23 protein-coding genes are annotated in these 21,247 nt (G+C 40.5%); 8 read left to right on the top strand and 15 right to left on the bottom strand.

Annotated features, from left to right (window positions below; translation table 11 throughout):
* Window positions 1-66 precede the first annotated feature (66 nt).
* Window positions 67-702, top strand: coding sequence for a hypothetical protein (locus ACYH0L_RS06980; protein ID WP_249704692.1), 636 nt, complete (start codon window positions 67-69; stop codon window positions 700-702).
* Between the two features lie 39 nt (window positions 703-741).
* Here ACYH0L_RS06980 and ACYH0L_RS06975 read toward each other — a convergent pair whose 3' ends face one another.
* From ACYH0L_RS06975 to ACYH0L_RS06950, 6 genes are all read right to left on the bottom strand, one after another.
* Window positions 742-1,038 carry an anti-sigma factor family protein gene (locus ACYH0L_RS06975; protein WP_256499525.1) on the bottom strand — a complete coding sequence of 99 codons (297 nt, stop codon included), beginning with the start codon at window positions 1,036-1,038 and terminating at the stop codon, window positions 742-744.
* Window positions 1,035-1,553 carry a sigma-70 family RNA polymerase sigma factor gene (locus tag ACYH0L_RS06970; protein ID WP_256499661.1) on the bottom strand — a complete coding sequence of 173 codons (519 nt, stop codon included), beginning with the start codon at window positions 1,551-1,553 and terminating at the stop codon, window positions 1,035-1,037. Before ACYH0L_RS06970 ends, ACYH0L_RS06975 begins: the two co-directional genes overlap by 4 nt.
* A complete protein-coding gene (locus ACYH0L_RS06965) occupies window positions 1,553-1,816 on the bottom strand; it encodes a hypothetical protein (RefSeq protein WP_256499524.1) in 264 nt (87 codons plus the stop codon). Before ACYH0L_RS06965 ends, ACYH0L_RS06970 begins: the two co-directional genes overlap by 1 nt.
* Entirely contained in the window at window positions 1,806-3,731 is a 1,926-nt protein-coding gene (locus ACYH0L_RS06960) for a hypothetical protein (protein WP_482354436.1), read from the bottom strand. Before ACYH0L_RS06960 ends, ACYH0L_RS06965 begins: the two co-directional genes overlap by 11 nt.
* Window positions 3,732-3,842: 111 nt before the next feature.
* The gene (locus ACYH0L_RS06955) at window positions 3,843-4,649 is read right to left on the bottom strand and encodes an inositol monophosphatase family protein (RefSeq protein ID WP_099725980.1); all 807 of its coding nucleotides are present in this window, start codon (window positions 4,647-4,649) and stop codon (window positions 3,843-3,845) included.
* Between the two features lie 133 nt (window positions 4,650-4,782).
* On the bottom strand, window positions 4,783-4,971 hold the full coding sequence (locus ACYH0L_RS06950; RefSeq protein ID WP_024424761.1) for a hypothetical protein: 189 nt from the start codon (window positions 4,969-4,971) through the stop codon (window positions 4,783-4,785).
* 285 nt (window positions 4,972-5,256) lie between these two features.
* On the opposite strand from ACYH0L_RS06950, the gene ACYH0L_RS06945 reads away from it, so the two are divergent.
* Window positions 5,257-5,892, top strand: a complete 636-nt coding sequence (locus ACYH0L_RS06945; RefSeq protein WP_099725981.1) for a DUF1054 domain-containing protein — start codon at window positions 5,257-5,259, stop codon at window positions 5,890-5,892.
* Window positions 5,893-5,919: 27 nt separating this feature from the next.
* Here ACYH0L_RS06945 and ACYH0L_RS06940 read toward each other — a convergent pair whose 3' ends face one another.
* Window positions 5,920-6,189, bottom strand: a complete 270-nt coding sequence (locus ACYH0L_RS06940; RefSeq protein ID WP_099725982.1) for a UPF0223 family protein — start codon at window positions 6,187-6,189, stop codon at window positions 5,920-5,922.
* Between the two features lie 190 nt (window positions 6,190-6,379).
* Between ACYH0L_RS06940 and ACYH0L_RS06935 the strand changes: the two genes are divergently transcribed.
* The gene (locus ACYH0L_RS06935; protein WP_099725983.1) at window positions 6,380-7,852 is read left to right on the top strand and encodes an aminotransferase class I/II-fold pyridoxal phosphate-dependent enzyme; all 1,473 of its coding nucleotides are present in this window, start codon (window positions 6,380-6,382) and stop codon (window positions 7,850-7,852) included.
* 43 nt (window positions 7,853-7,895) lie between these two features.
* Here ACYH0L_RS06935 and ACYH0L_RS06930 read toward each other — a convergent pair whose 3' ends face one another.
* Complete coding sequence (locus ACYH0L_RS06930) at window positions 7,896-8,015, bottom strand: GapA-binding peptide SR1P (RefSeq protein ID WP_078061763.1); 120 nt, start codon at window positions 8,013-8,015, stop codon at window positions 7,896-7,898.
* A 316-nt stretch (window positions 8,016-8,331) separates the two neighbouring features.
* Between ACYH0L_RS06930 and ACYH0L_RS06925 the strand changes: the two genes are divergently transcribed.
* The gene (locus ACYH0L_RS06925; protein WP_230031187.1) at window positions 8,332-8,712 is read left to right on the top strand and encodes a hypothetical protein; all 381 of its coding nucleotides are present in this window, start codon (window positions 8,332-8,334) and stop codon (window positions 8,710-8,712) included.
* 142 nt (window positions 8,713-8,854) lie between these two features.
* On the opposite strand, the gene lpdA is transcribed toward ACYH0L_RS06925, so the two are convergent.
* From lpdA to ACYH0L_RS06900, 5 genes are all read right to left on the bottom strand, one after another.
* On the bottom strand, window positions 8,855-10,267 hold the full coding sequence (gene lpdA / locus ACYH0L_RS06920) for a dihydrolipoyl dehydrogenase (RefSeq protein ID WP_099725986.1): 1,413 nt from the start codon (window positions 10,265-10,267) through the stop codon (window positions 8,855-8,857).
* 4 nt (window positions 10,268-10,271) lie between these two features.
* A complete protein-coding gene (locus ACYH0L_RS06915; RefSeq protein ID WP_327925294.1) occupies window positions 10,272-11,612 on the bottom strand; it encodes a dihydrolipoamide acetyltransferase family protein in 1,341 nt (446 codons plus the stop codon).
* A gap of 107 nt (window positions 11,613-11,719) precedes the next feature.
* Window positions 11,720-12,697 (bottom strand): pyruvate dehydrogenase complex E1 component subunit beta, encoded by a 978-nt coding sequence (pdhB, locus tag ACYH0L_RS06910; RefSeq protein WP_012009824.1) that lies wholly within the window; start codon window positions 12,695-12,697, stop codon window positions 11,720-11,722.
* Window positions 12,698-12,700: 3 nt separating this feature from the next.
* Window positions 12,701-13,816: a pyruvate dehydrogenase (acetyl-transferring) E1 component subunit alpha gene (gene pdhA, locus ACYH0L_RS06905; protein WP_012009823.1), complete on the bottom strand. Its 1,116-nt coding sequence runs from the start codon at window positions 13,814-13,816 to the stop codon at window positions 12,701-12,703.
* A 411-nt stretch (window positions 13,817-14,227) separates the two neighbouring features.
* On the bottom strand, window positions 14,228-14,896 hold the full coding sequence (locus tag ACYH0L_RS06900) for a YkyA family protein (protein ID WP_249704684.1): 669 nt from the start codon (window positions 14,894-14,896) through the stop codon (window positions 14,228-14,230).
* A 233-nt stretch (window positions 14,897-15,129) separates the two neighbouring features.
* Here ACYH0L_RS06900 and ACYH0L_RS06895 point away from each other — a divergent pair, with 233 nt between their 5' ends.
* Both ACYH0L_RS06895 and def read left to right on the top strand, forming a co-directional pair.
* Entirely contained in the window at window positions 15,130-15,312 is a 183-nt protein-coding gene (locus tag ACYH0L_RS06895; RefSeq protein WP_142353653.1) for a YjcZ family sporulation protein, read from the top strand.
* A gap of 112 nt (window positions 15,313-15,424) precedes the next feature.
* Window positions 15,425-15,982: a peptide deformylase gene (def, locus tag ACYH0L_RS06890; protein ID WP_099725990.1), complete on the top strand. Its 558-nt coding sequence runs from the start codon at window positions 15,425-15,427 to the stop codon at window positions 15,980-15,982.
* Window positions 15,983-16,018: 36 nt separating this feature from the next.
* Here def and ACYH0L_RS06885 read toward each other — a convergent pair whose 3' ends face one another.
* A complete protein-coding gene (locus ACYH0L_RS06885) occupies window positions 16,019-16,798 on the bottom strand; it encodes a Cof-type HAD-IIB family hydrolase (RefSeq protein WP_230031179.1) in 780 nt (259 codons plus the stop codon).
* Between the two features lie 395 nt (window positions 16,799-17,193).
* Between ACYH0L_RS06885 and ACYH0L_RS06880 the strand changes: the two genes are divergently transcribed.
* Both ACYH0L_RS06880 and rnjA read left to right on the top strand, forming a co-directional pair.
* On the top strand, window positions 17,194-17,403 hold the full coding sequence (locus ACYH0L_RS06880) for a DNA-dependent RNA polymerase subunit epsilon (protein ID WP_099725992.1): 210 nt from the start codon (window positions 17,194-17,196) through the stop codon (window positions 17,401-17,403).
* 5 nt (window positions 17,404-17,408) lie between these two features.
* Window positions 17,409-19,076 carry a ribonuclease J1 gene (gene rnjA / locus ACYH0L_RS06875; RefSeq protein WP_099725993.1) on the top strand — a complete coding sequence of 556 codons (1,668 nt, stop codon included), beginning with the start codon at window positions 17,409-17,411 and terminating at the stop codon, window positions 19,074-19,076.
* Window positions 19,077-19,339: 263 nt separating this feature from the next.
* Here the strand turns inward: rnjA and ade are convergent, their stop codons facing one another.
* Window positions 19,340-21,070 (bottom strand): adenine deaminase, encoded by a 1,731-nt coding sequence (gene ade / locus ACYH0L_RS06870; RefSeq protein WP_327925295.1) that lies wholly within the window; start codon window positions 21,068-21,070, stop codon window positions 19,340-19,342.
* Between the last annotated feature and the right edge of the window lie 177 nt (window positions 21,071-21,247).

Here is a 21,247-nt window from a genome sequence, read left to right as displayed (position 1 = left end):
CACAAACTTTCTCATGGTATGCTGTTCTTGCAACAAAATTTAACAGAAAAGGGAGAGAAAAGAAGCATGAAGAAGTTTTTGAGCAAATCGCTCAGCTCTGTTGTATTTTTCGCTTTAGCTATCATTCTTACTTTCACAACAGTAGCTCCTGGGCAAGCAAGCGCTGCAACTTTCAAAGGGATTCCTTTTGAGCAGCAACAGGTCATTAAAGATTTATTGGAGAAGAACGGGCGTGTCATCAATATTCTCATCAATTCATTTGTTGAGGAAGACAACAGCTACACATTTGATGTGAAAAAAGCTGTTGAGCTCGGTTTGACTGAAGAAGAAGCGGCGACTGCTGAGAAATTCTTAGATCGCGCAGCTGTTCTTACAATCGTTTTCAGTGAAAGCATCACTAAAAACGAAAAAGGAAAATTAGTTTTTGATGCAGAAAAAGCGATTGAACTTGGTCTTACTAAAGAAGAAGCAACTAAATTCGAAAAGCTTTTCAAATCAGTGATCAGAATTGCTGATCTTGCTGGTGATGCACTTGTTCTAGACAAAAAAGGAAACGTTGTAATTGATTCAAAAATCGCAAAAGGTCTTGGATTCAAATCTACTGAATTACTTATTTTCAACCAATTGCTTAAGAAAATTCCTCAAGAGCAATTAAAAACTTTCTATGATGCAGTTCAACTTGCAAAAGAAAAATTAAACTAAGCTCGAAAACCCCCACCTGGTTCGTCCAGATGGGGGTTTTTATTTCAGCCAATATAGAATGATCATGATGACATACACTACACTAAACACGATACTCGCTCGGCATAAGAGCTTTCCATAGTAGCGCTTCTCGAATTTTCTTTTTTCTTCCTTTTCATTTAAATATGGGATGGGATCCGGTGTCTTCATGAGAGAAATTGGCTCTTTCATTTCTTGATAAAGATGACGGCAACTCTCGCAGGAATGTAAGTGCTCGGCTACTATTTTATTTGTTTCTGTACTCGTGTCCCCCTCTATATAAAGTGGTAACAATTCTTCGATCAAATAACAGCTCATTTATTGAACTCCTCACAATGTAGCATTCGCTTCAGCTCTAATCTGGCTCGATGAAGGGTTGTTTTGACTTTAGATAAAGTCCAATTCAAAATTTCAGCTACTTCTTCATATGACAATTCCTGAATATCTCTTAAAATGAGGACTTCCCTGTAAGAATCCTTCAGTTGATTGATATGATGCCACAGCCTTTGAATGTCAGCTTGTGTTTCTATGTGGTCTTCTGGTGTGATGAAAGTCTGCTGCTCTAAGTAATCAACATCCTCTACATCTGTAAATGACTGTTTTACTTTTCGGCGATAGTCATTGACAAAAGTGTGATAAGCAATGGTATAAAGCCATGTTTTAATACTAGAATGTCCTTTAAAAGAGGATAATCCATGTAGCGCCTTCATAAATACATCCTGCGCTAGATCCTTGGCCGTTTCCATATTTCCTGTCCGGCGATATAAATATTTGGTGATTTCCTGAAAATACTCTTCATATATTTTTTCAATTTGATCGGCTGGTCTAGACATTAAAAATAAAACCACACAGTCATCCAAATAGATAAGACGATAAAAAAGAGATATAACGAGTAAATAAACCCCTTCATACGTTTTAACTCGTTATCGTCATTCTGATCCTCAGTCAGTGCTGAAGACTGATCATTTCCTATGAAAGAATGCTGAAATTGCTGTTCATGTCTCTTCATCCAGCTGGCTGCCTCTTCTCCCAGCTCCCCTTCTTGATACAATTCAAATAAGTCTTGAAAGATGGCTTGCTTTTCTTTATCTGTCAAAACGGTGCACCTCTTTTGTTCGTCCATTTACTTCATAGATTTTACGCTCATTTAGTCCGAATGTTTGAATGATGACAAGCCATGAAATGTTCATTTCTCCTTCTTGGTTGATCATTCTCACTGGTTTTATTTGTTTTTTATAGATCGTATATGGTTTATACTTTTTTAGTACTTGCTGATAGACTTCATCACGTTCTTGATTAGATACCGTATGAGGCAAAGAAGAAGCTGATTGCCAATTCAACTCAATTCCATCAGTATCTCTATAAATATTCAGTAACTGAGAAGCTCGGTCAAATGTATACTGTTTGTGTTCACCAGACCCTGTTTTTCTCCTCACGTCTTTTGGGTTTTCCCCTATGATCTTTAACAAATCTTCATCGCTGATTTTTCCTTTTTTCTGATGAAGAATCGCTTTTGAAAGCTCGATTCTGATGCATTCTTTTGTTGAACCATTAAACAGAAACTCCGATTGATCTTTTGTTGTCACTTTCACTTGATGCTGCCAATCAAAATAAAAATCATCAATGCCTGTGATTTGATAAGCAGGTGGCTGTAGATTTAAGTTTTTATAAATGCTGTTTATCGTGTTTTTTATCTCAGTTTCTGTTAAATTGATTCCGTCTATATCCTTCAATTGAAAGATGGCGTTCCCGTATTGCGCTTGTCGAAGCGTCCCTTTTTTCCAGGTGGCGAATGCTAAGCTCTCATTTTCATTCTGAGACATTTTTGGCAGAAGAAGAACGTTTGTCTCTCCGCCTTCTTTTTTTATCGCTACATGAATGCGATCTAGATCTATTGATCGTCCGCTTCTTTCGAAAAATTCAATGGTTTTTTCCCTATATTCTTTATCGGTCAAATCCTTACCCACGATACGACCCCGGTAGGAATAGCCGCTTAATTCGCCTGTAAACGCAGAAATATTCACTTCATACTGATCACCTGCAAACACGTAGAGATAAGGGATAGGCTGATGACTAGATTTTAAATATAACGACTGATCCGCTGGTACAAACTTTGAGGCGAATTCTTTTGCACTTGTTGCAGATAAAGGGCGATATTCTTCTGAGAAAGTATCTACCAGTTCCGTTTTGGTGAATTGGAACATTGTATGAGGGACATTTACGATCGGATTGAGTAATAGCAGAAAAAAGACGGCTATACTCCCTGTGCACCACTGTCTCAACCTCATCTTGTCTTGTAATAAAGCACTTAACAAATAAATCGTCATAAAGCTTCCTGCTGCTGTCGCTAAAATCACAATTGATTTAAATGAAGATTGAAGCCCATACCTCGAGAGAGAAGGATAAAATATATAAAGCAGTGCAGCGAAAATCAGGCCATAGAACAAAAGCAATTCCTTCCACTTCTGATGCCAAAACGAGCGGAAGAAAAAATACAAAAGAGATGCGGCAAAGCCAACCATGAGCGCAGCGGTGATAAGATCTCTCCACACAAGCCCCGTATCTCCATCGATAAAGAACATTTTGCTTTCAGCAAAAATAATAAACACAGTTTGACATAAAGGCAGAAGTAACACAGATAAATCAAAAGCAAAAAACACGCCTTTATTTTTTAAATAAGGAAGAGAAATCACATAATAAAGGGATGCAAGCAATACATAACCATAGATGAGAAATTGCATAAAATCGGTCAGTACTTCAAATGTTTCAATCGTATATTGTCTCGCCATGACTTGGTGAACCATTTCAATTGTCATTCCGCCTAGCAGAACCACACGCAATACGACACCTGCATAAAATAAATAGCCGCTTTTTTTTCCTTTCCACAGGGGAAGCGTGACAAAGAGAACAAACAGTCCAAAAACACACCATTGAATGATCTTGATGCTGTATTCATTTAAAATCAAATACCTTTCAAAGTGGAGGGATACATCACTAAACAAATCAAACATCGATACACAATCCTTTACATCAAATTAAGGCCTCGTTCGTATAGACATTTGTCTTACCTAAAAGTTTCATAAAACACAAAAAATCACTTCATTCTCATGAAGTGATGGTGTTTATCTATTATTTTCGCTTCCTTTTATGTAATCGTGCAAGATCTTTTCACAAATGGATCGATTTCCGGCAACAATGCTATTTTTCTCTAGGAACGTAAGCCGGTCTCCGTGAATATTTGAGTAAACAGCCCCTACTTCATCAAGCAGCACGCAGCCTGCTGCATAATCCCATGGCGCAAGCCTTAACGTGACGTATGCGTCACTTCTGCCACTTGCAATATAAGCGAGCTCAAGCGCAGCTGACCCTATGGTTCGTGTCCCCCTCACATCACGTACGAGACGGGCAAATGGTTTGGCGTCAAAATGCGGGCTTTCAATCGCCCATGTCGGGTTTATGCCAACAACGGCTTTTTCAATCGCTACATCTTTTAAAGGCGGGAGTAAGGTATCGTTCATATAGGCGCCTTTTCCTTTGACTGCATGGTATAGCTCGTCATGAATCACGTCATAAATCAGTCCGATTTTTCCAACACCATTTTCAAATATCCCAATTGAAATGGCAAAGTTGCGTTTTTGATGGATAAAGTTCATTGTGCCATCAATCGGATCAATGATCCACACAATCCCACCCAGTGAGGTCACCTCTTCCCCTTGTCCCTCTTCTCCTAAAATATGATGATCTGAAAATGTCGACTGAATCTTTTCAATGAAAAAACGCTCTGTTTCTTTATCGATATTTGTGACAAGATCATTTGGATTTGATTTTGTTTCAATTGATAGACCTTCCTGCATGGACGCTTTAATGCGGCTTCCTGCTTCTTTTACCCAAAGCTTTGCAAGACGGTCAATTTCCACCCAGTTTGTCATCAGACTGTAAACCTCTTTTCTATGTAGTACCTATTTGTATTAGCATACTGATATTATGTACGTAAAAGCAAGAAAAAAGCAGCTTCATACAAAAACGAACCGATGAATTGGTTCGTTTTTACCTCACCTTGTTTTACCCTTGAAGCTGCTCCCATTCTTTTCTTAGGCGCTCAAGCTTTCGTTTGCTGCGTTCAATTTGGATATCATCTTTTTGCTCGATGGCTTCATGAAGCGTAGAAAGCTCATAATCAACCTCTAATCTCCACACAGCGATGCGATTCTTCTTCTCTTGTCTATACCCCTGCTTCACGATTTGCTTCATTGGTCAACGCCCCTTCCAGAGAATGATTCATTCCTTGTCAGTTTTCATTGATAAAAAATACAATCGATAGGAGAATTGGTTCTTGCTTATATCGTATGAAGCGATCGCATAACCGCAACGACATTCTGAAAATTGTGTTTTTACCTATTTGTTATGTACCACAAATTCGATGTTTTTAAACGCTGCATCATGTTCTGCAATCTTTCTCCTCATGGTGCATCTTTTTTTGAGCTTGACCAAAGCTATGATAAAATATGAACAGCGAAAAGATACAGGAGGCATAACATGAGTGAGATGCGTTTTAGAGATGAAGATTTTGAGACATTCACAGTTGACGGTTTAGATGAACGAATGACCGTATTAAAAGAAAGAGTCCGTCCAAAGCTTGAGGCACTTGGCGATCATTTTGCACCGCTTCTTTCTTCTATTACAGGAGATGAGATGTTTGTACACGTAGCAAAGCATGCGAGAAGATCAGTCAACCCGCCAAATGATACGTGGGTTGCTTTTGCAAACAGTAAGCGCGGGTATAAAAAGCTCCCTCATTTTCAAATTGGGCTTTGGAAAACTCATGTATTTGTATGGTTTGCGCTTATTTATGAATCTCCGGTTAAAGGTGAGTATGGACAATTATTCGAAAAAGAGCTAGACACCATCCAGCAGAAAATACCGCAAGATTTCGTTTGGTCTAAAGATCATATGAAACCAGACGTACTGCGTCACAGTGAGCTTGATGCTGAACAGCTGAAAACACTATTTGAACGTGTTCAAACGGTAAAGAAAGCCGAACTCCTTTGCGGCATTCAGCTGCCTAGAGAAGAAGTCGTTCAAATGAATAATGAAGAGTTTTTATCGAAAATCGAAGAAGCCTTCCGCACGTTGACTTATCTATACCGCTTTACACAGAAAGAATCTGTATAAAAAACGAGCCTATCACGGCTCGTTTTTTTACATGCGTATAATCGCTGCTTCTTCTGCCTCTCTAGCCCTTTTCACTGTGCGATAAGGAGAATACCCGCTTCCTTTTTCAAACGCCGCAGAGTGCGTCTTTTCCTCTGCTTTCGATGGCACAACCTCTTTAAATCGTTTATAAGCATTTAATAATTCCTGCTTGGCAATTCCTTTTTCATACGCTTTTTCAACGGCTTGAAAAAACGAAATGACCGCAATCTTTTCCTCTGTTGTCCAGTCGACATCCATTGGATATTGATATTCCATTTACTTGTCCCTCACTTTAACACTCATTTCTTATTCGAACTTTCATTATAGCACTTGATCTATCAGAAACCGATCGATTTTATGCTTTACATTCCGATCAGTTCATAATATAATTCTTTTGTTTTATGCAATGAAATCTGTCGTTATTGGCACAATAATAGCAGGTATTTCGATGAAGGTGGGAAAGCAATTGTCACAACATGATACACCCTTATACACTGGACTAAAAAAACACGCTGCAACTAATCCAGTCCAATTTCACATTCCAGGCCATAAAAAAGGAGCCGGAATGGATCCTGAATTTAGAGCATTCATTGGTGATAATGCATTAAGCATTGATCTCATTAATATAGAACCTCTCGATGATTTACATTCGCCTCGAGGGATGATAAAAGAAGCACAAGAGTTAGCTGCTGAAGCATTCGGTGCTGATCATACGTTTTTCTCCATTCAAGGAACAAGCGGCGCGATCATGACAATGGTGATGACGGTCTGTGGACCTGGAGATAAAATCATTGTTCCTCGTAACGTCCATAAATCAATTATGTCCGCTATTGTATTTTCTGGGGCAGTTCCTGTTTTTATTCACCCAGAAATCGATAAAGAACTTGGTATCTCACACGGCATTACACCAGACTCAGCCAAAAAAGCACTGACCGAGCATCCAGATGCAAAAGGTTTACTTGTGATTAACCCAACGTATTTTGGCATTTCTGCTGACTTAAAAACGATCGTAGAGATTGCCCATTCATTTAATGTACCTGTCCTTGTGGACGAAGCGCACGGTGTGCATATTCACTTTCACGATGAGCTTCCGCTGTCTGCGATGCAGGCAGGTGCCGACATGGCGGCAACAAGCGTCCATAAACTCGGCGGCTCACTCACCCAAAGCTCTATTTTAAATATGAAGGAAGGACTTGTTTCAAAGGACCGCGTGCAATCGATTTTGAGCATGCTGACGACAACATCCACTTCTTATTTGCTCTTAGCGTCACTAGATGTCGCTAGAAAGCGTTTAGCCACTGAAGGAAAGGCGCTCGCAGATGAAGCGATTCGTTTGTCTGAATTAGCGAGAAACCGTCTGAATCAAATTGACGGCATTACCTGTATTGGTCAGGAAATACTCGGTTCAGCTTCTACTTACGATTATGACCCAACGAAATTAATTATCTCGATTAAAGACCTGGGGCTAAATGGCCATGATGTCGAAAAATGGCTGAGAGAAAGCTACCGAATTGAGGTGGAACTCTCTGACCTTTACAACATTTTATGTATCGTGACCCCTGGCGATTCTGATGAGACGATTGATACGCTTGTAACGGCTATGAAGGAAATTGCCGCAACTTCAACATGTGAGGGAGGCAAACAAGCCGTGACGGAAGTGTTACTGCCTGAGATCCCATCGCTAGCAATGACGCCGCGTGACGCCTTTTACGCCACAACAGAAGTGATTCCATTTAAAGAAGCGGCTGGCCGCATCATTGCAGAGTTTGTCATGGTATACCCGCCAGGCATTCCGATTTTTATCCCAGGCGAAATTATCACAGAAGAAAATGTCTCGTATATCTTTAAAAATATTGAAATTGGTCTCCCTGTCCAAGGACCTGAAGATTCAACACTAGAGATGATCCGTGTCATTAAGGAACAAAAACCAATTTTATAAAAAAGAAACATGCAGCCCCAAATGGAGCTGCATGCTTTTTTATTTATTCAGAGGCTTCATCACCGCAATGACAGTGACCACACGTTCCATATAGCGTTGTCACTTTTTCATTCTCAAATTGATCAATGGTTTCATTGCAATCTTGACAAATAATTGTACCCACGTACATTCCCCTTTTCTTCACTTATAGTTTGAAAGCGTTTAATCTATTTCTTATCTCTATAATATGATGTCACATTTAAGTTGTCAACGGTTAATTGTATGACACATTTAATCATTTTTTATCAATATATGCTTTTTCCTCATCATATTGAGGGAACGTTTCAATTGTATTTTGCTTCATATCAATTCTGTAACAATTGAGTAACAATCGAAAATTGTCAAAAAGGACATGATACACTAGAGTGACTAACAGGGAATCGGCTCCTAAAAATGTTGGTATAACCCCAAAGGATTTTGAGGTGAATAGATTGAATTTTATGAGGACACTTCTCATTATATTCCCCATGCTCTTTGTACTTAGTTCATGCTCTTTTGCTTATATCATACCGAATCAGACAGACCAAGTCAGTCATATTCAAAAACCAAGAATTCTCTTTTTTACTGATGCAGAAAATCTTGATAAAGAAAGTCCATATTATGATGCAGTACTCGATTTAAAAAATGAGTACCCAAAGGAAATGTCAAAGATGATTGTAAAAGAAGATCGTAAAGGCTGGAAAAATGAAGTAGAGGAATTACCGGCTATTTTACTTGTCAATGATGAAAAAGTCATTGTAAAGATTGAAGGAAATGTCCGCAGTAAAGAGGATATCTTATCACCCTTATGTCATGCATTAGACCGCGTGAATACAAATTAACGATTCGACCTTGCACTTATAGATAACCATATGAAAAAACCCCTCACCTCATGAGGGGTTTTTCATATGGAGACATTTGAGCAGCCTTTCTTTAAACGGTTTAAAAAACCCTCTCCTTTTTGGAGAGGGTTTTATAGGTTCGTTATTTCACGATATGGATTGGGCTTCCAATTGCTACTTCAGCCGTTTCCATTGTGATTTCACCTAATGTTGGGTGAGCATGAATTGTCATTGCGATATCTTCAGCAGTCACTCCAGCTTCAATTGCAAGGCTAAGCTCTGAAATCATATCAGAAGCGCCAACACCTGCAATTTGTGCACCGATGACTAGACCATCCTCTTTACGAGTGATCATTTTCATGAAGCCATCAGTTGCGTCAAGAGAAAGTGCACGTCCGTTAGCTGCAAATGGGAATTTCGCTGCAACGATTTCGATTCCTTCTTCTTTCGCTTCTGCTTCAGTGTATCCAACAGTTGCAAGTTCTGGCTCAGAGAATACAACAGCAGGAATACCAAGGTAATCAATTTCAGCTGGCTCTCCAGCGATGGCTTCAGCTGCAATTTTACCTTCGTAAGAAGCTTTGTGTGCAAGTGGTGGTCCATCAACGATGTCACCAATTGCATAGATGTTAGATACGCTTGTACGGCATTGTTTGTCAGTTTTGACAACTCCACGGTCTGTCAATTCAACACCAACTTGTTCAAGACCAAGCTCATCAGTGTTTGGACGACGACCAACCGTTACAAGTACGTAATCAGCATCAACTGTTTTTTCTTCACCTTTTACTTCGAAAGTAACAGTGACACCATCAGATGTTTCTTTAACGCCTTTTGCAAGAGCGTTTGTATGGATTTCAACGTTTCCTTTTTTCTTCAGGTTACGTTTAACCAAAGAGCTCATTTGCTTTTCGAAACCTGGAAGGATTTCGTCTCCACCTTCAAGGATGACAACTTCTGTTCCAAAGTTTGCATAAGCAGTTCCAAGCTCGGTACCGATGTATCCACCACCGATAACAACTAACTTTTTAGGTACTTCTTTAAGCGCTAAAGCACCAGTTGAGTTGATCACGCGGTCCGTGTATTTAAATGTAGGCAATTCAATTGGACGAGATCCAGTTGCAAGAATTGCGTTTTTGAAAGTGTAAGTCTGTGCTGAATTTTCATCCATTACACGTACAGAGTTGCTGTCTACGAAATAAGCTTCACCTTTGACGATGTCTACTTTATTTCCTTTTAGAAGACCTTGAACTCCACCTGTTAATTTGCTCACAACAGAAGCTTTCCACTCTTGAACTTTTGTGAAATCAACTGTTACGTTTTCAGCTTTGATACCCATGTCTTCAGAATGCTTTGCATTCTCGAAACGATGACCAGCATTGATTAATGCTTTTGAAGGGATACAGCCGACGTTTAAGCATACGCCGCCAAGCGTTCCTTTTTCAACGATTGTTACTTTTTGTCCAAGCTGTGCAGCACGAATAGCAGCTACATATCCACCAGGACCTGCACCGATGATAAGAGTATCTGTTTCGATTGGGAAATCTCCTACTACCATGATATTACGCCTCCATTAAAATTAATTGTGGATCATTCAATAAACGCTTGATGTGGTTAAGGGCATTTTGCGCAGTAGCTCCGTCAATCATACGGTGGTCAAAGCTTAGGGAAAGAGCTAAGACTGGAGCTGCAACGATTTCGCCATCACGAACAACCGCTTTTTCAGCGATACGGCCAATACCAAGGATCGCTACTTCTGGGTGGTTGATGACTGGAGTAAACCATTGTCCACCAGCAGAACCGATGTTTGTGATTGTGCAAGATGCACCTTTCATTTCAGCTGGAGCCAATTTACCATCACGTGCTTTTGTTGCAAGCTCATTGATTTCGTTAGACACTTCGAAAATCGCTTTGCGATCTGCATTTTTCACAACTGGAACAAGCAGGCCTTTTTCAGTGTCAGCTGCAATTCCGATATTGTAGTAATGCTTTTGAACAACTTCATCTGTTTTATCATCGATAGAAGTGTTAAGTACTGGGTACTTTTTCAAAGCAGAAGTTAGAGCTTTTACAACGTAAGGCAAGTAAGTTAACTTGATTCCTTGATCAGCTGCAACTTGTTTGAATTGTTTACGATGTGCAACAAGGTTTGTTACATCAACTTCATCCATTAATGTTACGTGAGGAGCTGTATGCTTAGAGTTCACCATTGCTTTCGCGATCGCTTTGCGGATTCCGCTCATTTTCTCGCGAGTTTCTGGGAATTCTCCTTCTAGAACTGGAGCTGCTGCCGCTTTTGGAGCTGCTTCTTCTCTCGCACTTTCAGCTGCTTGAGGTGCTGCTTCTTGAGTTGCAGAACCACCATTAACGAAGCTGTCGATATCTTCTTTTAGCACACGGCCGTTTTTACCAGTACCTGCAACTTTGTAAATTTCAACTCCTTTTTCACGAGCATATTTACGTACAGATGGCATAGCAATTACGCGCTTGTTTGGATCAGCATCTACTTGCTCTTGTGCGCCTGCGCCAGTTGCTGCTGCCGCTTCTTCTTGTGCTACTTCTTTCTTCTCTGGCTCGTTACCAGCTTCAGCAGTACCTTGTACTTGAGCTTCAGTTTTTGCTTCGCCTTCTTCTTCGTTGCCTTTAAATTGAAGATTTTCGTAACCAGGTGCATCGAACGTAATGATTGTTTGTCCTACAGTTGCAACTGTTCCCTCTTCAACTTTTAATTCTAATACTTTTCCTTTAACAGGTGAAGGAATTTCTACAACTGCTTTATCGTTTTGTACCTCTGCTAAAACGTCATCTTCATTGATTTCGTCGTTTGGTTTTACAAACCACTTAACGATCTCACCTTCGTGGATACCTTCTCCGATGTCCGGAAGTTTAAATTCAAATGCCACTGTTTTTCGCCTCCTAGATTTTGTTGAATCCTTGTTGTGTATGTTTACACGGTCTTGTAATTGATAAAGGGGAAGAGAAATAAATTCTTTTCCCCTCTGTCATTTAATTAAAATTCAAGAACTTTCTTAGCTGTTTCAAGCACGTCTTTATGGTTTGGAAGCCATACGCTCTCAGCTTGAGAGAAAGCAAATACAGTATCAGGTGCAGCTACACGAAGTACTGGTGCTTCTAGGCTAAGAATTGCTCTGTCATTGATTTCAGCTACTACGTTTGCAGCAATACCAGCTTGTTTTTGTGCTTCTTGAACAACGATCGCACGACCTGTTTTTTCAACAGAAGCGATGATTGTTTCAATATCAAGCGGGCTTACTGTACGAAGGTCGATCACTTCAGCAGAAACGCCTTCTTTTTCAAGTTCTTCAGCAGCTTTAAGTGATTCGTGAACCATTGCACCGTAAGTGATGATTGAAAGGTCAGAACCTTCACGTTTCACGTCAGCTTTACCGATTTCAATTGTGTACTCTTCTTCAGGAACTTCCTGACGGAAAGAGCGATAAAGTTTCATATGCTCAAGGAACACAACCGGATCGTTGTCACGGATTGCAGAAATCAATAGTCCTTTTGCATCGTAAGGTGTTGAAGGAATGACAACCTTGATACCAGGCTGTTGTGCGATAAGACCTTCTAAGCTGTCAGCGTGAAGCTCAGGAGTATGAACCCCTCCGCCGAATGGTGAACGGATTGTCACTGGAGAATGCCAGCGTCCGCCAGAACGGTAACGCATACGAGCCATTTGTCCAGAAACAGAATCTAATACTTCGTAAACGAATCCGAAGAATTGAATTTCCATTACTGGGCGGAATTCTTGTAGTCCAAGGCCAATTGCAAGACCGCCAATACCAGATTCAGCAAGTGGAGTATCGAATACACGATCCTCACCAAACTCTTTTTGCAATCCTTCAGTCGCACGGAATACGCCGCCGTTTTTACCAACGTCTTCTCCGAAAACGAGAACGTTTTCGTCATTTTTCAGTTCTGTGCGTAACGCATCAGTGATCGCTTGAATCATTGTCATTTGCGCCATGGCTTACTTCGACTCCTTCTGTTTGTAAATTTCAAGCTGTTCAACTAAGTTGAATGGTTTCACATCGTACATGTTTTCAATCAAGTCAGTGACTTTTTGCTTAGGCTGTTCGTCAGCTTCTTTGATCGCTTGTTTGATTTGTTCTTTTGCATCTTCGATGACTTTATTCTCTTCTTCTTCAGACCATAGGCCTTTGTTTTCCAAGAATTTGCGGTAGCGTACCAATGGATCTTTTTGCTCCCACTCGTTTTCATCTTCTTTTGTACGATATCTTGTTGGATCGTCACCAGCCATTGTATGTGGGCCGTAACGGAATGTAAGAGTTTCGATTAATGTTGGGCCTTCGCCATTTACAGCACGCTCACGAGCTTCAGCAGTCGCTGCATATACAGCTAATGCATCCATACCGTCAACTTGTACGCCTACGATACCAGCTGCAGCTGCTTTTTGTGCAATTGTTTGCGCAGCAGATTGCTTTTCAACAGGTGTAGAGATCGCATATCTGTTGTTTTGGACAACAAAAATCGCTGGCGCTTTGTAAGCCCCTGCAAAGTTAATACCTTCGTAGAAATCACCTTGTGAAGCTCCGCCATCACCAGTGTAAGTGATTGCAACAGCATTTTTACCGCGCTTTTTCAAACCAAGAGCTACACCAGCAGCTTGAATGATTTGTGCACCGATAATGATTTGTGGTGAAAGTGCATACACATCTTCAGGCATTTGGTTACCAACAAAATGTCCACGAGAGAACAAGAATGCTTTTGTTAGCGGAAGGCCATGCCAGATTAATTGTGGTACATCGCGATATCCTGGAAGAATGAAATCTTCTTTCTCAAGTGCAAAGTGAGTTGCAAGCTGAGAAGCTTCTTGTCCAGCTGTTGGCGCATAGAAGCCAAGACGTCCTTGACGGTTCAATGAAATTGAACGTTGATCTAATACACGTGTAAACACCATACGGCGCATTAATTCTTTTAATTGGTCATCTGAAAGATCCGGCATTGCCGCTTCGTTTACGACTTCGCCTTTCTCGTTTAAAATTTGAAACGTTTCAAACTGCTTTTTGATGGCATCAAATTGCTTTTTGCTATCAACAATTGCTTTTTTTGTTTTTGCAGCCATTCTAAAGTCACCTCTTCCTTTCTTTTAACAGTCAATTTGTCGTGAATCCATTTATACATACAGATATAGGATAACCCAAAATACTCATATGACTCCTGTATATAATAGCCACAAAGAGTGTTGTCGAAACATTGGATGATCGCTTACTTTTGAGTCCTTCTAACTGTATTAACGATAGTTCACAAAATACTAATACAACTTCTGTTAACAAGGAATAGTTTACAACAAGAAAAATAGTCCGTCAATTGATTTAACGGCTTTATTTAAATAAATGTATTCGCTTTACTTTTTATGGTGAGCTGTATCAATCTGTTTAACGAACAGCATGAACTGTACTAGTATAGAGTGTACTACTGTACTACAATAGCAAATGTTTGTTTTTGTCGAAAAATAAGAAAAGAGCTGTTTTTTTCAGCTCTTTTTTGACTCTTTATCTGCAGCTTTGTACAAAGCCTGTTTATGCTCATTCAATTGGTCTGTATATTGATTGAACTTCTTGCTTTCTTTTCTGACCTTGCTGTAAGAACGATTCACTGTCTTCAGTTTGGATTTCAGTTCCTCGTATCCTAAGTCTTTTTTCTTTAAAGATTGATACAAATGCTGATCTTGTTTCAACGCCTTTTGATACTCACGGTAAAGCTGATCGTACGACGCAAATCTCTTCTCGATTGATTTCACCGTTTGATCTGCTTTATCCTTTAATGCCGCATCTTGTATCCGCCCGGCAGATTCCTTTACAGTTTGCAATTCTTTTTTCGATTGATCCATGCTGTCTTTTTCTGTTTTTAAATGTTCTTCTCGTTTCGTAGCTGATGCTAACGCCTGATCAGAAAGGCTTGACACTGTTTTTGTATGGTCCTTTGTCGTTTGAATCATTTTCGTATACAGCTTCTGCTCTTTTTTCTCATAGTTTTGCAGTGCGCCTTGCTCTTTTTCAAAGGTCGCCTCTTTTTCGCTCATTTTCGTCATCGCATCTTGCATCTCATTGAACGGACTTTGACCTCCGCAGCCCGCAAGCAAGAGGGTACATATCCCCGCTAAAGCAGCACCTGCTTTGATGCTTCTTTTCCTCTGTTTCATCAAAAGGTCCCCCTTTATATCTCCACATACCACTATAATTTTTATAGGCGTTTGTGACAAGGAAAGAGGTTAGCCTTTTTAGGTGAAGAAGATTTTTTTCAAGCTATAGGCTCATGACTATACAAATAGTGCATTCATACATAGTTTATATTACACGCTTCGCCTTCACTTCTGAGAGGCCGAGTGTATTTCCAAAGGAGGTCAAAAATATGTCTAATTATAGTCATGGAAGTATGTATGGTGGATATGGTGGATACGGCGGATATGGATACGGTGGTGGCTGCTGTTATCCAAGTTATGGTGGTGGATACGGATACGGTGGTGGACGTACATTCGCTTTAATCGTCGTCCTTTTCATCCTATTGATCATTGTAGGCGCAGCATTCTTAGGCGGCGGTGGCGGCGGCTGCTGCTAATGGCTGTCTAAGCCTTTGACCGGTCTCATAGGGCCGGTCTTCTTTATTTCATTGCATATGTTGTGTATCATTTTATATACTTTACATACAAAGGAAATAGGAGTGAAGTTTTGTGATTACCATGGATGATATCGTAAGGGACGGGCATCCCGTCTTGAGGCAAACAGCTGAAGCGGTCGAACTCCCGCCAACAGAAGAAGAAAAACAGCAATTAGCTGACATGATCGAATTCGTTAAAAATAGTCAGGATGAAGACATTGCTGAAAAATATGGACTGAGACCCGGCGTAGGACTAGCAGCTCCGCAAATCAATATTAGTAAACGTATGATCGCTGTTCACTGTGAGGATGAGGATGGGCAGCAATACAGCTATGCCCTGTTCAATCCTCGTATTGTCAGTCATTCAGTCAAAAGAGCTTATTTGGCTACTGGAGAAGGCTGCTTATCTGTTGATGAAGCCATCCCTGGATTCGTCCCGCGTTATGAAAAAATCAGGGTCAAGGCAACAACGGTTGAAGGGGAGGACATTGATATCCGCTTAAAAGGGTTCCCTGCCATCGTCTTTCAGCATGAAATTGACCACCTGAATGGCATTATGTTTTATGATCATATTCAAAAGGATCAGCCATTCGCCGAGCCAGACAACTCTGTTGCGATCGGCAGATCATAAAATAAAAAGAAGACCCATTAGCCAGGGTCTTCTTTTTTATTCTTCAATGAGGCCTAAATGGGTCACTGCATGGAATATGCCGTCCTCATCTACTGGTTTTGTCACAAAATCAGCCAATGTTTTTAATTCACTCACAGCATTTCCCATGGCAACACCTGTTCCAACAAATGAAATCATTTCTCTATCGTTCAGACCGTCTCCAAAGGCAACGGTATCCTTTTGATCGTAAGGCAGTCTTTCGATAACTCGTTTGATGCCTTCAGCTTTCGACCCGCCCTTTGGCAAGACATCTGTTGACAGCTCGTGCCATCTGACAAGATCAATTTCTTCGCAGAACGCCTCGTATTGGACTTCCTCTTCTGCCTTACAAAATAGCAGCATTTGAAAAATCTCGTTTTCTTTAAAGAAAGACAAATCATGCTCAGGATGCTCTGTTTTTAAAGTCCCAATCCCTTCATGGATAAACGGATGATTCGGCACAGAAGCCTTCATCGTTTTTTCCCCCATGAAAACAAGCGGATGATCATGACGATCCGCCGTCTCATAAATTTGCTCCATCAGCTCCAGTTTAAGCGGATTACCGTAAATGACCTCCCCCTCATACATGACATACTGACCGTTATACGCAATAAAGGAGTCAAGTGCTAATTCTTGTAAGATAGGTTGAATCAAAAAAGGCGAACGCCCAGATGCAATAAAAAGATGATGCCCTTTTTCTTTTAATAAACGAACTGCTCGCTTCGTTGATTCAGGTATTTTTTTATCATGATCATATAAAGTACCGTCGATATCAAAAAAGATGACTTTTTTATTCATATCTCGTCTCCTGTCTCTCGTTATGTACACACTCTCCCCTTCATCATACAGAAAGATTTCCGCTTTCGAAACCAATTCCTTTTAAAACGCCCATTTCCCACATATAACCATGTAACATTCAATGGAAACATCATATAATACAAGTATAAAGAGAGAACGGACTTGCTGCCCTAAAATGACATCATCCCGAAAGGAGGCGATCCGCGATGCTTCGTCGTCTGCGTAAGAAAATTCGAAGACAATGGAAGGACATGCTTCGTAAAAAATCGATTGCTTAAAAGGATCTTCCGCACATTTGCTGAAGGTCCTTTTTTCTCAGAGCCTTTTCTTATGCGCGTTTTTTTAATATAATAGAATAAGCGAGTGTAACATACGGTATTTAAGGAGAGATTTGGATGATATATAAGGTATTTTTTCAGGCAAGTACTACTGAGGTACCTGTAAGAGAACACACAGATTCACTATACGTTGAAGCGGTTTCTGAAAGAGACGTACGCGATAAGTTGAAAAAACATAACTACAATATTGAATTCATTCAGGCTGTAGACGGTGCTTTTTTAGACTATGAACGAGAAAGTGAAAATTTTAAAGTATTGGAGCTATGAGAGGAATGAAATTTGTTAAAAACGATCAGGCGGCAGTTTTTGCGCTCGGCGGATTAGGTGAGATCGGTAAAAACACGTATGGCGTTCAATTTCAAGATGAAATCATTTTAATTGATGCTGGTATTAAGTTCCCTGAAGATGAGCTTCTCGGAATTGATTACGTCATCCCTGACTATACGTACTTAGTTAAAAACGAAGATAAAATCAAAGGTCTATTCATCACTCACGGACATGAAGACCACATCGGCGGTATCCCTTACCTTCTCAAGCAAGTGAATATTCCAGTTTACGGAGGCAAACTCGCAATCGGCCTACTTCGTAATAAATTGGAAGAGCACGGTCTCTTGAGACAGACGAAACTTCACATTTATGAAGAAGAAGATACCATTAAATTTAGAAAAACAGCGGTGTCTTTCTTTAGAACAACGCACAGCATTCCAGATTCTTACGGAATTGTCGTGAAGACACCTCCTGGCAACATCGTACATACAGGTGATTTCAAGTTTGACTTTACCCCTGTTGGCGAGCCTGCCAATTTAACGAAAATGGCTGAGATTGGTAAAGAAGGCGTCCTTTGTCTTCTATCTGACAGTACAAACAGTGAAATCCCAGAATTTACGATGTCTGAAAGACGCGTAGGTGAAAGCATTGATGACATCTTTAGAAAAGTAGATGGACGTATTATCTTTGCAACGTTTGCTTCAAACATTCACAGACTACAGCAAGTCATTGAGTCCGCTGTTGCCAACGGCCGAAAAGTCGCTGTGTTTGGGCGTAGTATGGAGTCCGCAATTGATATTGGACAAGATCTTGGCTATATTAAATGTCCAAAAAACACGTTCATTGAACATAATGAAATCAACCGTCTTCCAGCAAACAAAGTCACCATTCTTTGTACTGGCAGCCAGGGTGAACCGATGGCAGCTCTTTCTCGTATTGCAAACGGTACTCACCGCCAGATTTCCATTAATCCTGGAGACACAGTTGTCTTCTCATCTTCACCGATCCCAGGTAACAATATTAGCGTAAGCCGTACCATCAACCAGCTTTATCGTGCTGGCGCTGAGGTCATTCATGGCTCACTAAATAATATTCACACATCTGGTCACGGCGGACAAGAAGAACAAAAACTAATGCTCCGTTTAATTAAACCTAAATTCTTCATGCCGATTCATGGTGAATACCGCATGCAAAAAACGCATATTAAACTTGCGAATGATTGCGGAATTCCTGAGGAAAACTGCTTTATCATGGATAATGGTGAAGTTCTTGCACTGAAAGGTGACGAAGCAAGTGTCGCTGGCAAAATTCCATCAGGTAACGTGTATATCGACGGAAGCGGCATTGGTGATATCGGAAACATCGTATTAAGAGACCGCCGCATTCTTTCAGAAGAAGGTCTTGTCATTGTTGTCGTCAGCATGGACATGAACGAATTCAAAATCTCTGCTGGTCCTGATTTGATCTCAAGAGGCTTTGTCTACATGAGAGAATCTGGAGACCTCATCAATGACGCACAGGATTTGATTTCAAAGCATCTTGAAAAAGTGATGGAACGCAAGACAACACAATGGTCAGAAATTAAGAACGAAATTACTGACACACTTGCACCTTTCCTTTATGAAAAAACAAGACGCCGCCCAATGATCTTACCGATCATTATGGAAGTGTAATCAGACAAAGGGCTAAAATGATCTTTATTTTAGCCCTTTGTCTTCTTTTCAGCGTGATATGAAAACCTTTGAAGTCTAGAAAGGTCGAGTACTGGCGCGGAGCGAATGTGACATTCGTGAGCACCAGCACGCAGAACTGACACCGAATGCGAGGGTTTGTCTTCACGCTGAGAGACACAAGCCATTGGCTGTGTCTCTTTTTTTCGTCCAGCATTAAAAAACCGCATATATACAAATATACATGCGGTTTCTCATTCATTCTTTTATGATTGAATTGGGAGATGCTGAAAGCTTCTGACATCAAACAATCCCTTTGTCGTCATTTTTACATCAGGAATGACTGGGAGTGCCAAGAAGGATAGCGTCAAAAATGGATTGAAATCTAAGGCAAAACCTGTTTCTTTTAACGCTTCATGGAGTGCATGAAGACTTTCATTTACTAGATGTGCTGGTTGATCTGATAATAAACCAGAGATCGGTAATGGAAGTGTATGAAGAGGCTGGCCGTCCCTCACAACAGTCAATCCGCCGCCTGCTTCTTTTAACGTCTCAATGGCTTTGATCATATCGGCATCATTTGTGCCAACAGCAATTAAGTTATGAGAATCATGCGCCACAGTTGTTGCAATGGCTCCCTCTTTTAAGCCAAAGCCACTGACAATCCCTACCCCAATCTCAGATAAACCTTGATGACGTTCGACAAGCACCATTTTTAATACATCTCTTTCTGTATCACTAGTAAATTGTCCATTGATTTCTGAAGGAGATACTTGTTCTAATTTCGTTTCAAGCTGATTCGGAATGATGCGAATGACATTCATCTTTTGATCATCTGTGATAGGCAGTATAAGATCTTTATCTTGAACATCCACTGCATGGACAGATTGTAATAATGCAGGACTCGGTGATATCTTTTCAACACTTGGCTGGTAATCTCCATGCTGTGAGACCAATTCGCCTGCAATAAATACGCTTGTGATGTCTACTTGATGAAGGTCAGAAATGAGCATAAAATCCGCGTCAAAGCCTGGCGCAATCGCTCCCTTTGTGCTAAGACCAAAACACTCCGCTGCATTTAAACTCCCCATTTGATACGCTAAAAAGGGATCCAATCCTTCTTTGATGGACATACGCACCTGCTCATCAATACTTCCTTGCGCCATGAGATCATCTAAATGTTTATCATCGGTACAAAAGAAAAAGCGTCTCGCATTTTTCTCATTGACAGCTGGTAAAACATTTTTCACGTTTTTGGCAACAGATCCTTCTCTCAGCATGACATACATGCCTCGTTTTACACGTTCAAGGGCTTCCTGAGCTGTTGTCACCTCATGATCTGTTTGGACATTTGCTGTCCGGTAGACGTTTATTAATCGGTCTGTTAAGCCTGCTAGGTGGCCATCAATTAATTTGTTCTCGTTTTGAGCATCGAGCAGTTTTTGAAGCATATCTTCTTCTGCCTGCTCTACACCGACATAGTCCATCACCTCAGCAAGACCAAGAACCTCTTTCTCTTGATAAAGAGGCTTTAAATCTTTCGCTTTTAGCGTAGCACCTGATCGTTCAAAGCTGACAGCCGGCACACAGGATGGCAGCATAAAATATATATTTAAGGCAGCTTTTCTCGCTTCTTCCAGCATAAAACGGATGCCTGTTATACCTGAAACGTTGGCAATTTCATGCGGGTCTGTTACGACACTTGTCACACCGCGGGGAACGACAGCTTTGGAGAATTCAGCAGGGGTCACCATGGAGGACTCGATATGAACGTGCCCATCAATAAAGCCAGGTATAAGCATTTGACCGGCTGCATCCAGCTCCTGCTCTCCCTCGTATTCTCCAATCCCTACTATTTTTCCATTTTCAACAGCGACATCAGCGTCTATCCATTCCTGGTTAAACACGTCCATAACCTTCGCATGTTTAATCACTAGGGCTGCTTTTTTTCTCTTTGCAGCTACCTCAATTTGATGTCTGAAAAGCTCCTTATCCAACGACACTGCCTCCTCCAAGTAAACAATATAATGTTTCTTATCGTAAACGAATCTGTTTGCCCAGTCAATGACATTTAGAGAAAATCAACCATATAAAAGGACTGATTTTTATTTCTGAATAGTGATAATTGCATGAAAAATATTGGGGATCACTTTTGCTGTTATTCATAACAAAAT

Source organism: Bacillus sp. MC1252 (assembly GCF_056838025.1).
The sequence above is the reverse complement of the archived record's forward strand: the minus strand, read 5'-3'. Positions and strand labels throughout refer to the sequence as shown.

Excerpts from the sequence above, each read along its gene's own strand:
- ACYH0L_RS06980 (WP_249704692.1), top strand. The coding sequence starts at position 67 with ATGAAGAAGTTTTTGAGCAAATCGCTCAGCTCTGTTGTATTTTTCGCT.
- ACYH0L_RS06975 (WP_256499525.1), bottom strand. The coding sequence starts at position 1,038 with ATGAGCTGTTATTTGATCGAAGAATTGTTACCACTTTATATAGAGGGG.
- ACYH0L_RS06970 (WP_256499661.1), bottom strand. The coding sequence starts at position 1,553 with ATGTCTAGACCAGCCGATCAAATTGAAAAAATATATGAAGAGTATTTT.
- ACYH0L_RS06960 (WP_482354436.1), bottom strand. The coding sequence starts at position 3,731 with ATGTTTGATTTGTTTAGTGATGTATCCCTCCACTTTGAAAGGTATTTG.
- ACYH0L_RS06955 (WP_099725980.1), bottom strand. The coding sequence starts at position 4,649 with ATGACAAACTGGGTGGAAATTGACCGTCTTGCAAAGCTTTGGGTAAAA.
- ACYH0L_RS06950 (WP_024424761.1), bottom strand. The coding sequence starts at position 4,971 with ATGAAGCAAATCGTGAAGCAGGGGTATAGACAAGAGAAGAAGAATCGC.
- ACYH0L_RS06945 (WP_099725981.1), top strand. The coding sequence starts at position 5,257 with ATGAGTGAGATGCGTTTTAGAGATGAAGATTTTGAGACATTCACAGTT.
- ACYH0L_RS06940 (WP_099725982.1), bottom strand. The coding sequence starts at position 6,189 with ATGGAATATCAATATCCAATGGATGTCGACTGGACAACAGAGGAAAAG.
- ACYH0L_RS06925 (WP_230031187.1), top strand. The coding sequence starts at position 8,332 with ATGAGGACACTTCTCATTATATTCCCCATGCTCTTTGTACTTAGTTCA.
- lpdA (WP_099725986.1), bottom strand. The coding sequence starts at position 10,267 with ATGGTAGTAGGAGATTTCCCAATCGAAACAGATACTCTTATCATCGGT.
- pdhB (WP_012009824.1), bottom strand. The coding sequence starts at position 12,697 with ATGGCGCAAATGACAATGATTCAAGCGATCACTGATGCGTTACGCACA.
- pdhA (WP_012009823.1), bottom strand. The coding sequence starts at position 13,816 with ATGGCTGCAAAAACAAAAAAAGCAATTGTTGATAGCAAAAAGCAATTT.
- ACYH0L_RS06900 (WP_249704684.1), bottom strand. The coding sequence starts at position 14,896 with ATGAAACAGAGGAAAAGAAGCATCAAAGCAGGTGCTGCTTTAGCGGGG.
- ACYH0L_RS06895 (WP_142353653.1), top strand. The coding sequence starts at position 15,130 with ATGTATGGTGGATATGGTGGATACGGCGGATATGGATACGGTGGTGGC.
- ACYH0L_RS06885 (WP_230031179.1), bottom strand. The coding sequence starts at position 16,798 with ATGAATAAAAAAGTCATCTTTTTTGATATCGACGGTACTTTATATGAT.
- ACYH0L_RS06880 (WP_099725992.1), top strand. The coding sequence starts at position 17,194 with ATGATATATAAGGTATTTTTTCAGGCAAGTACTACTGAGGTACCTGTA.
- rnjA (WP_099725993.1), top strand. The coding sequence starts at position 17,409 with ATGAAATTTGTTAAAAACGATCAGGCGGCAGTTTTTGCGCTCGGCGGA.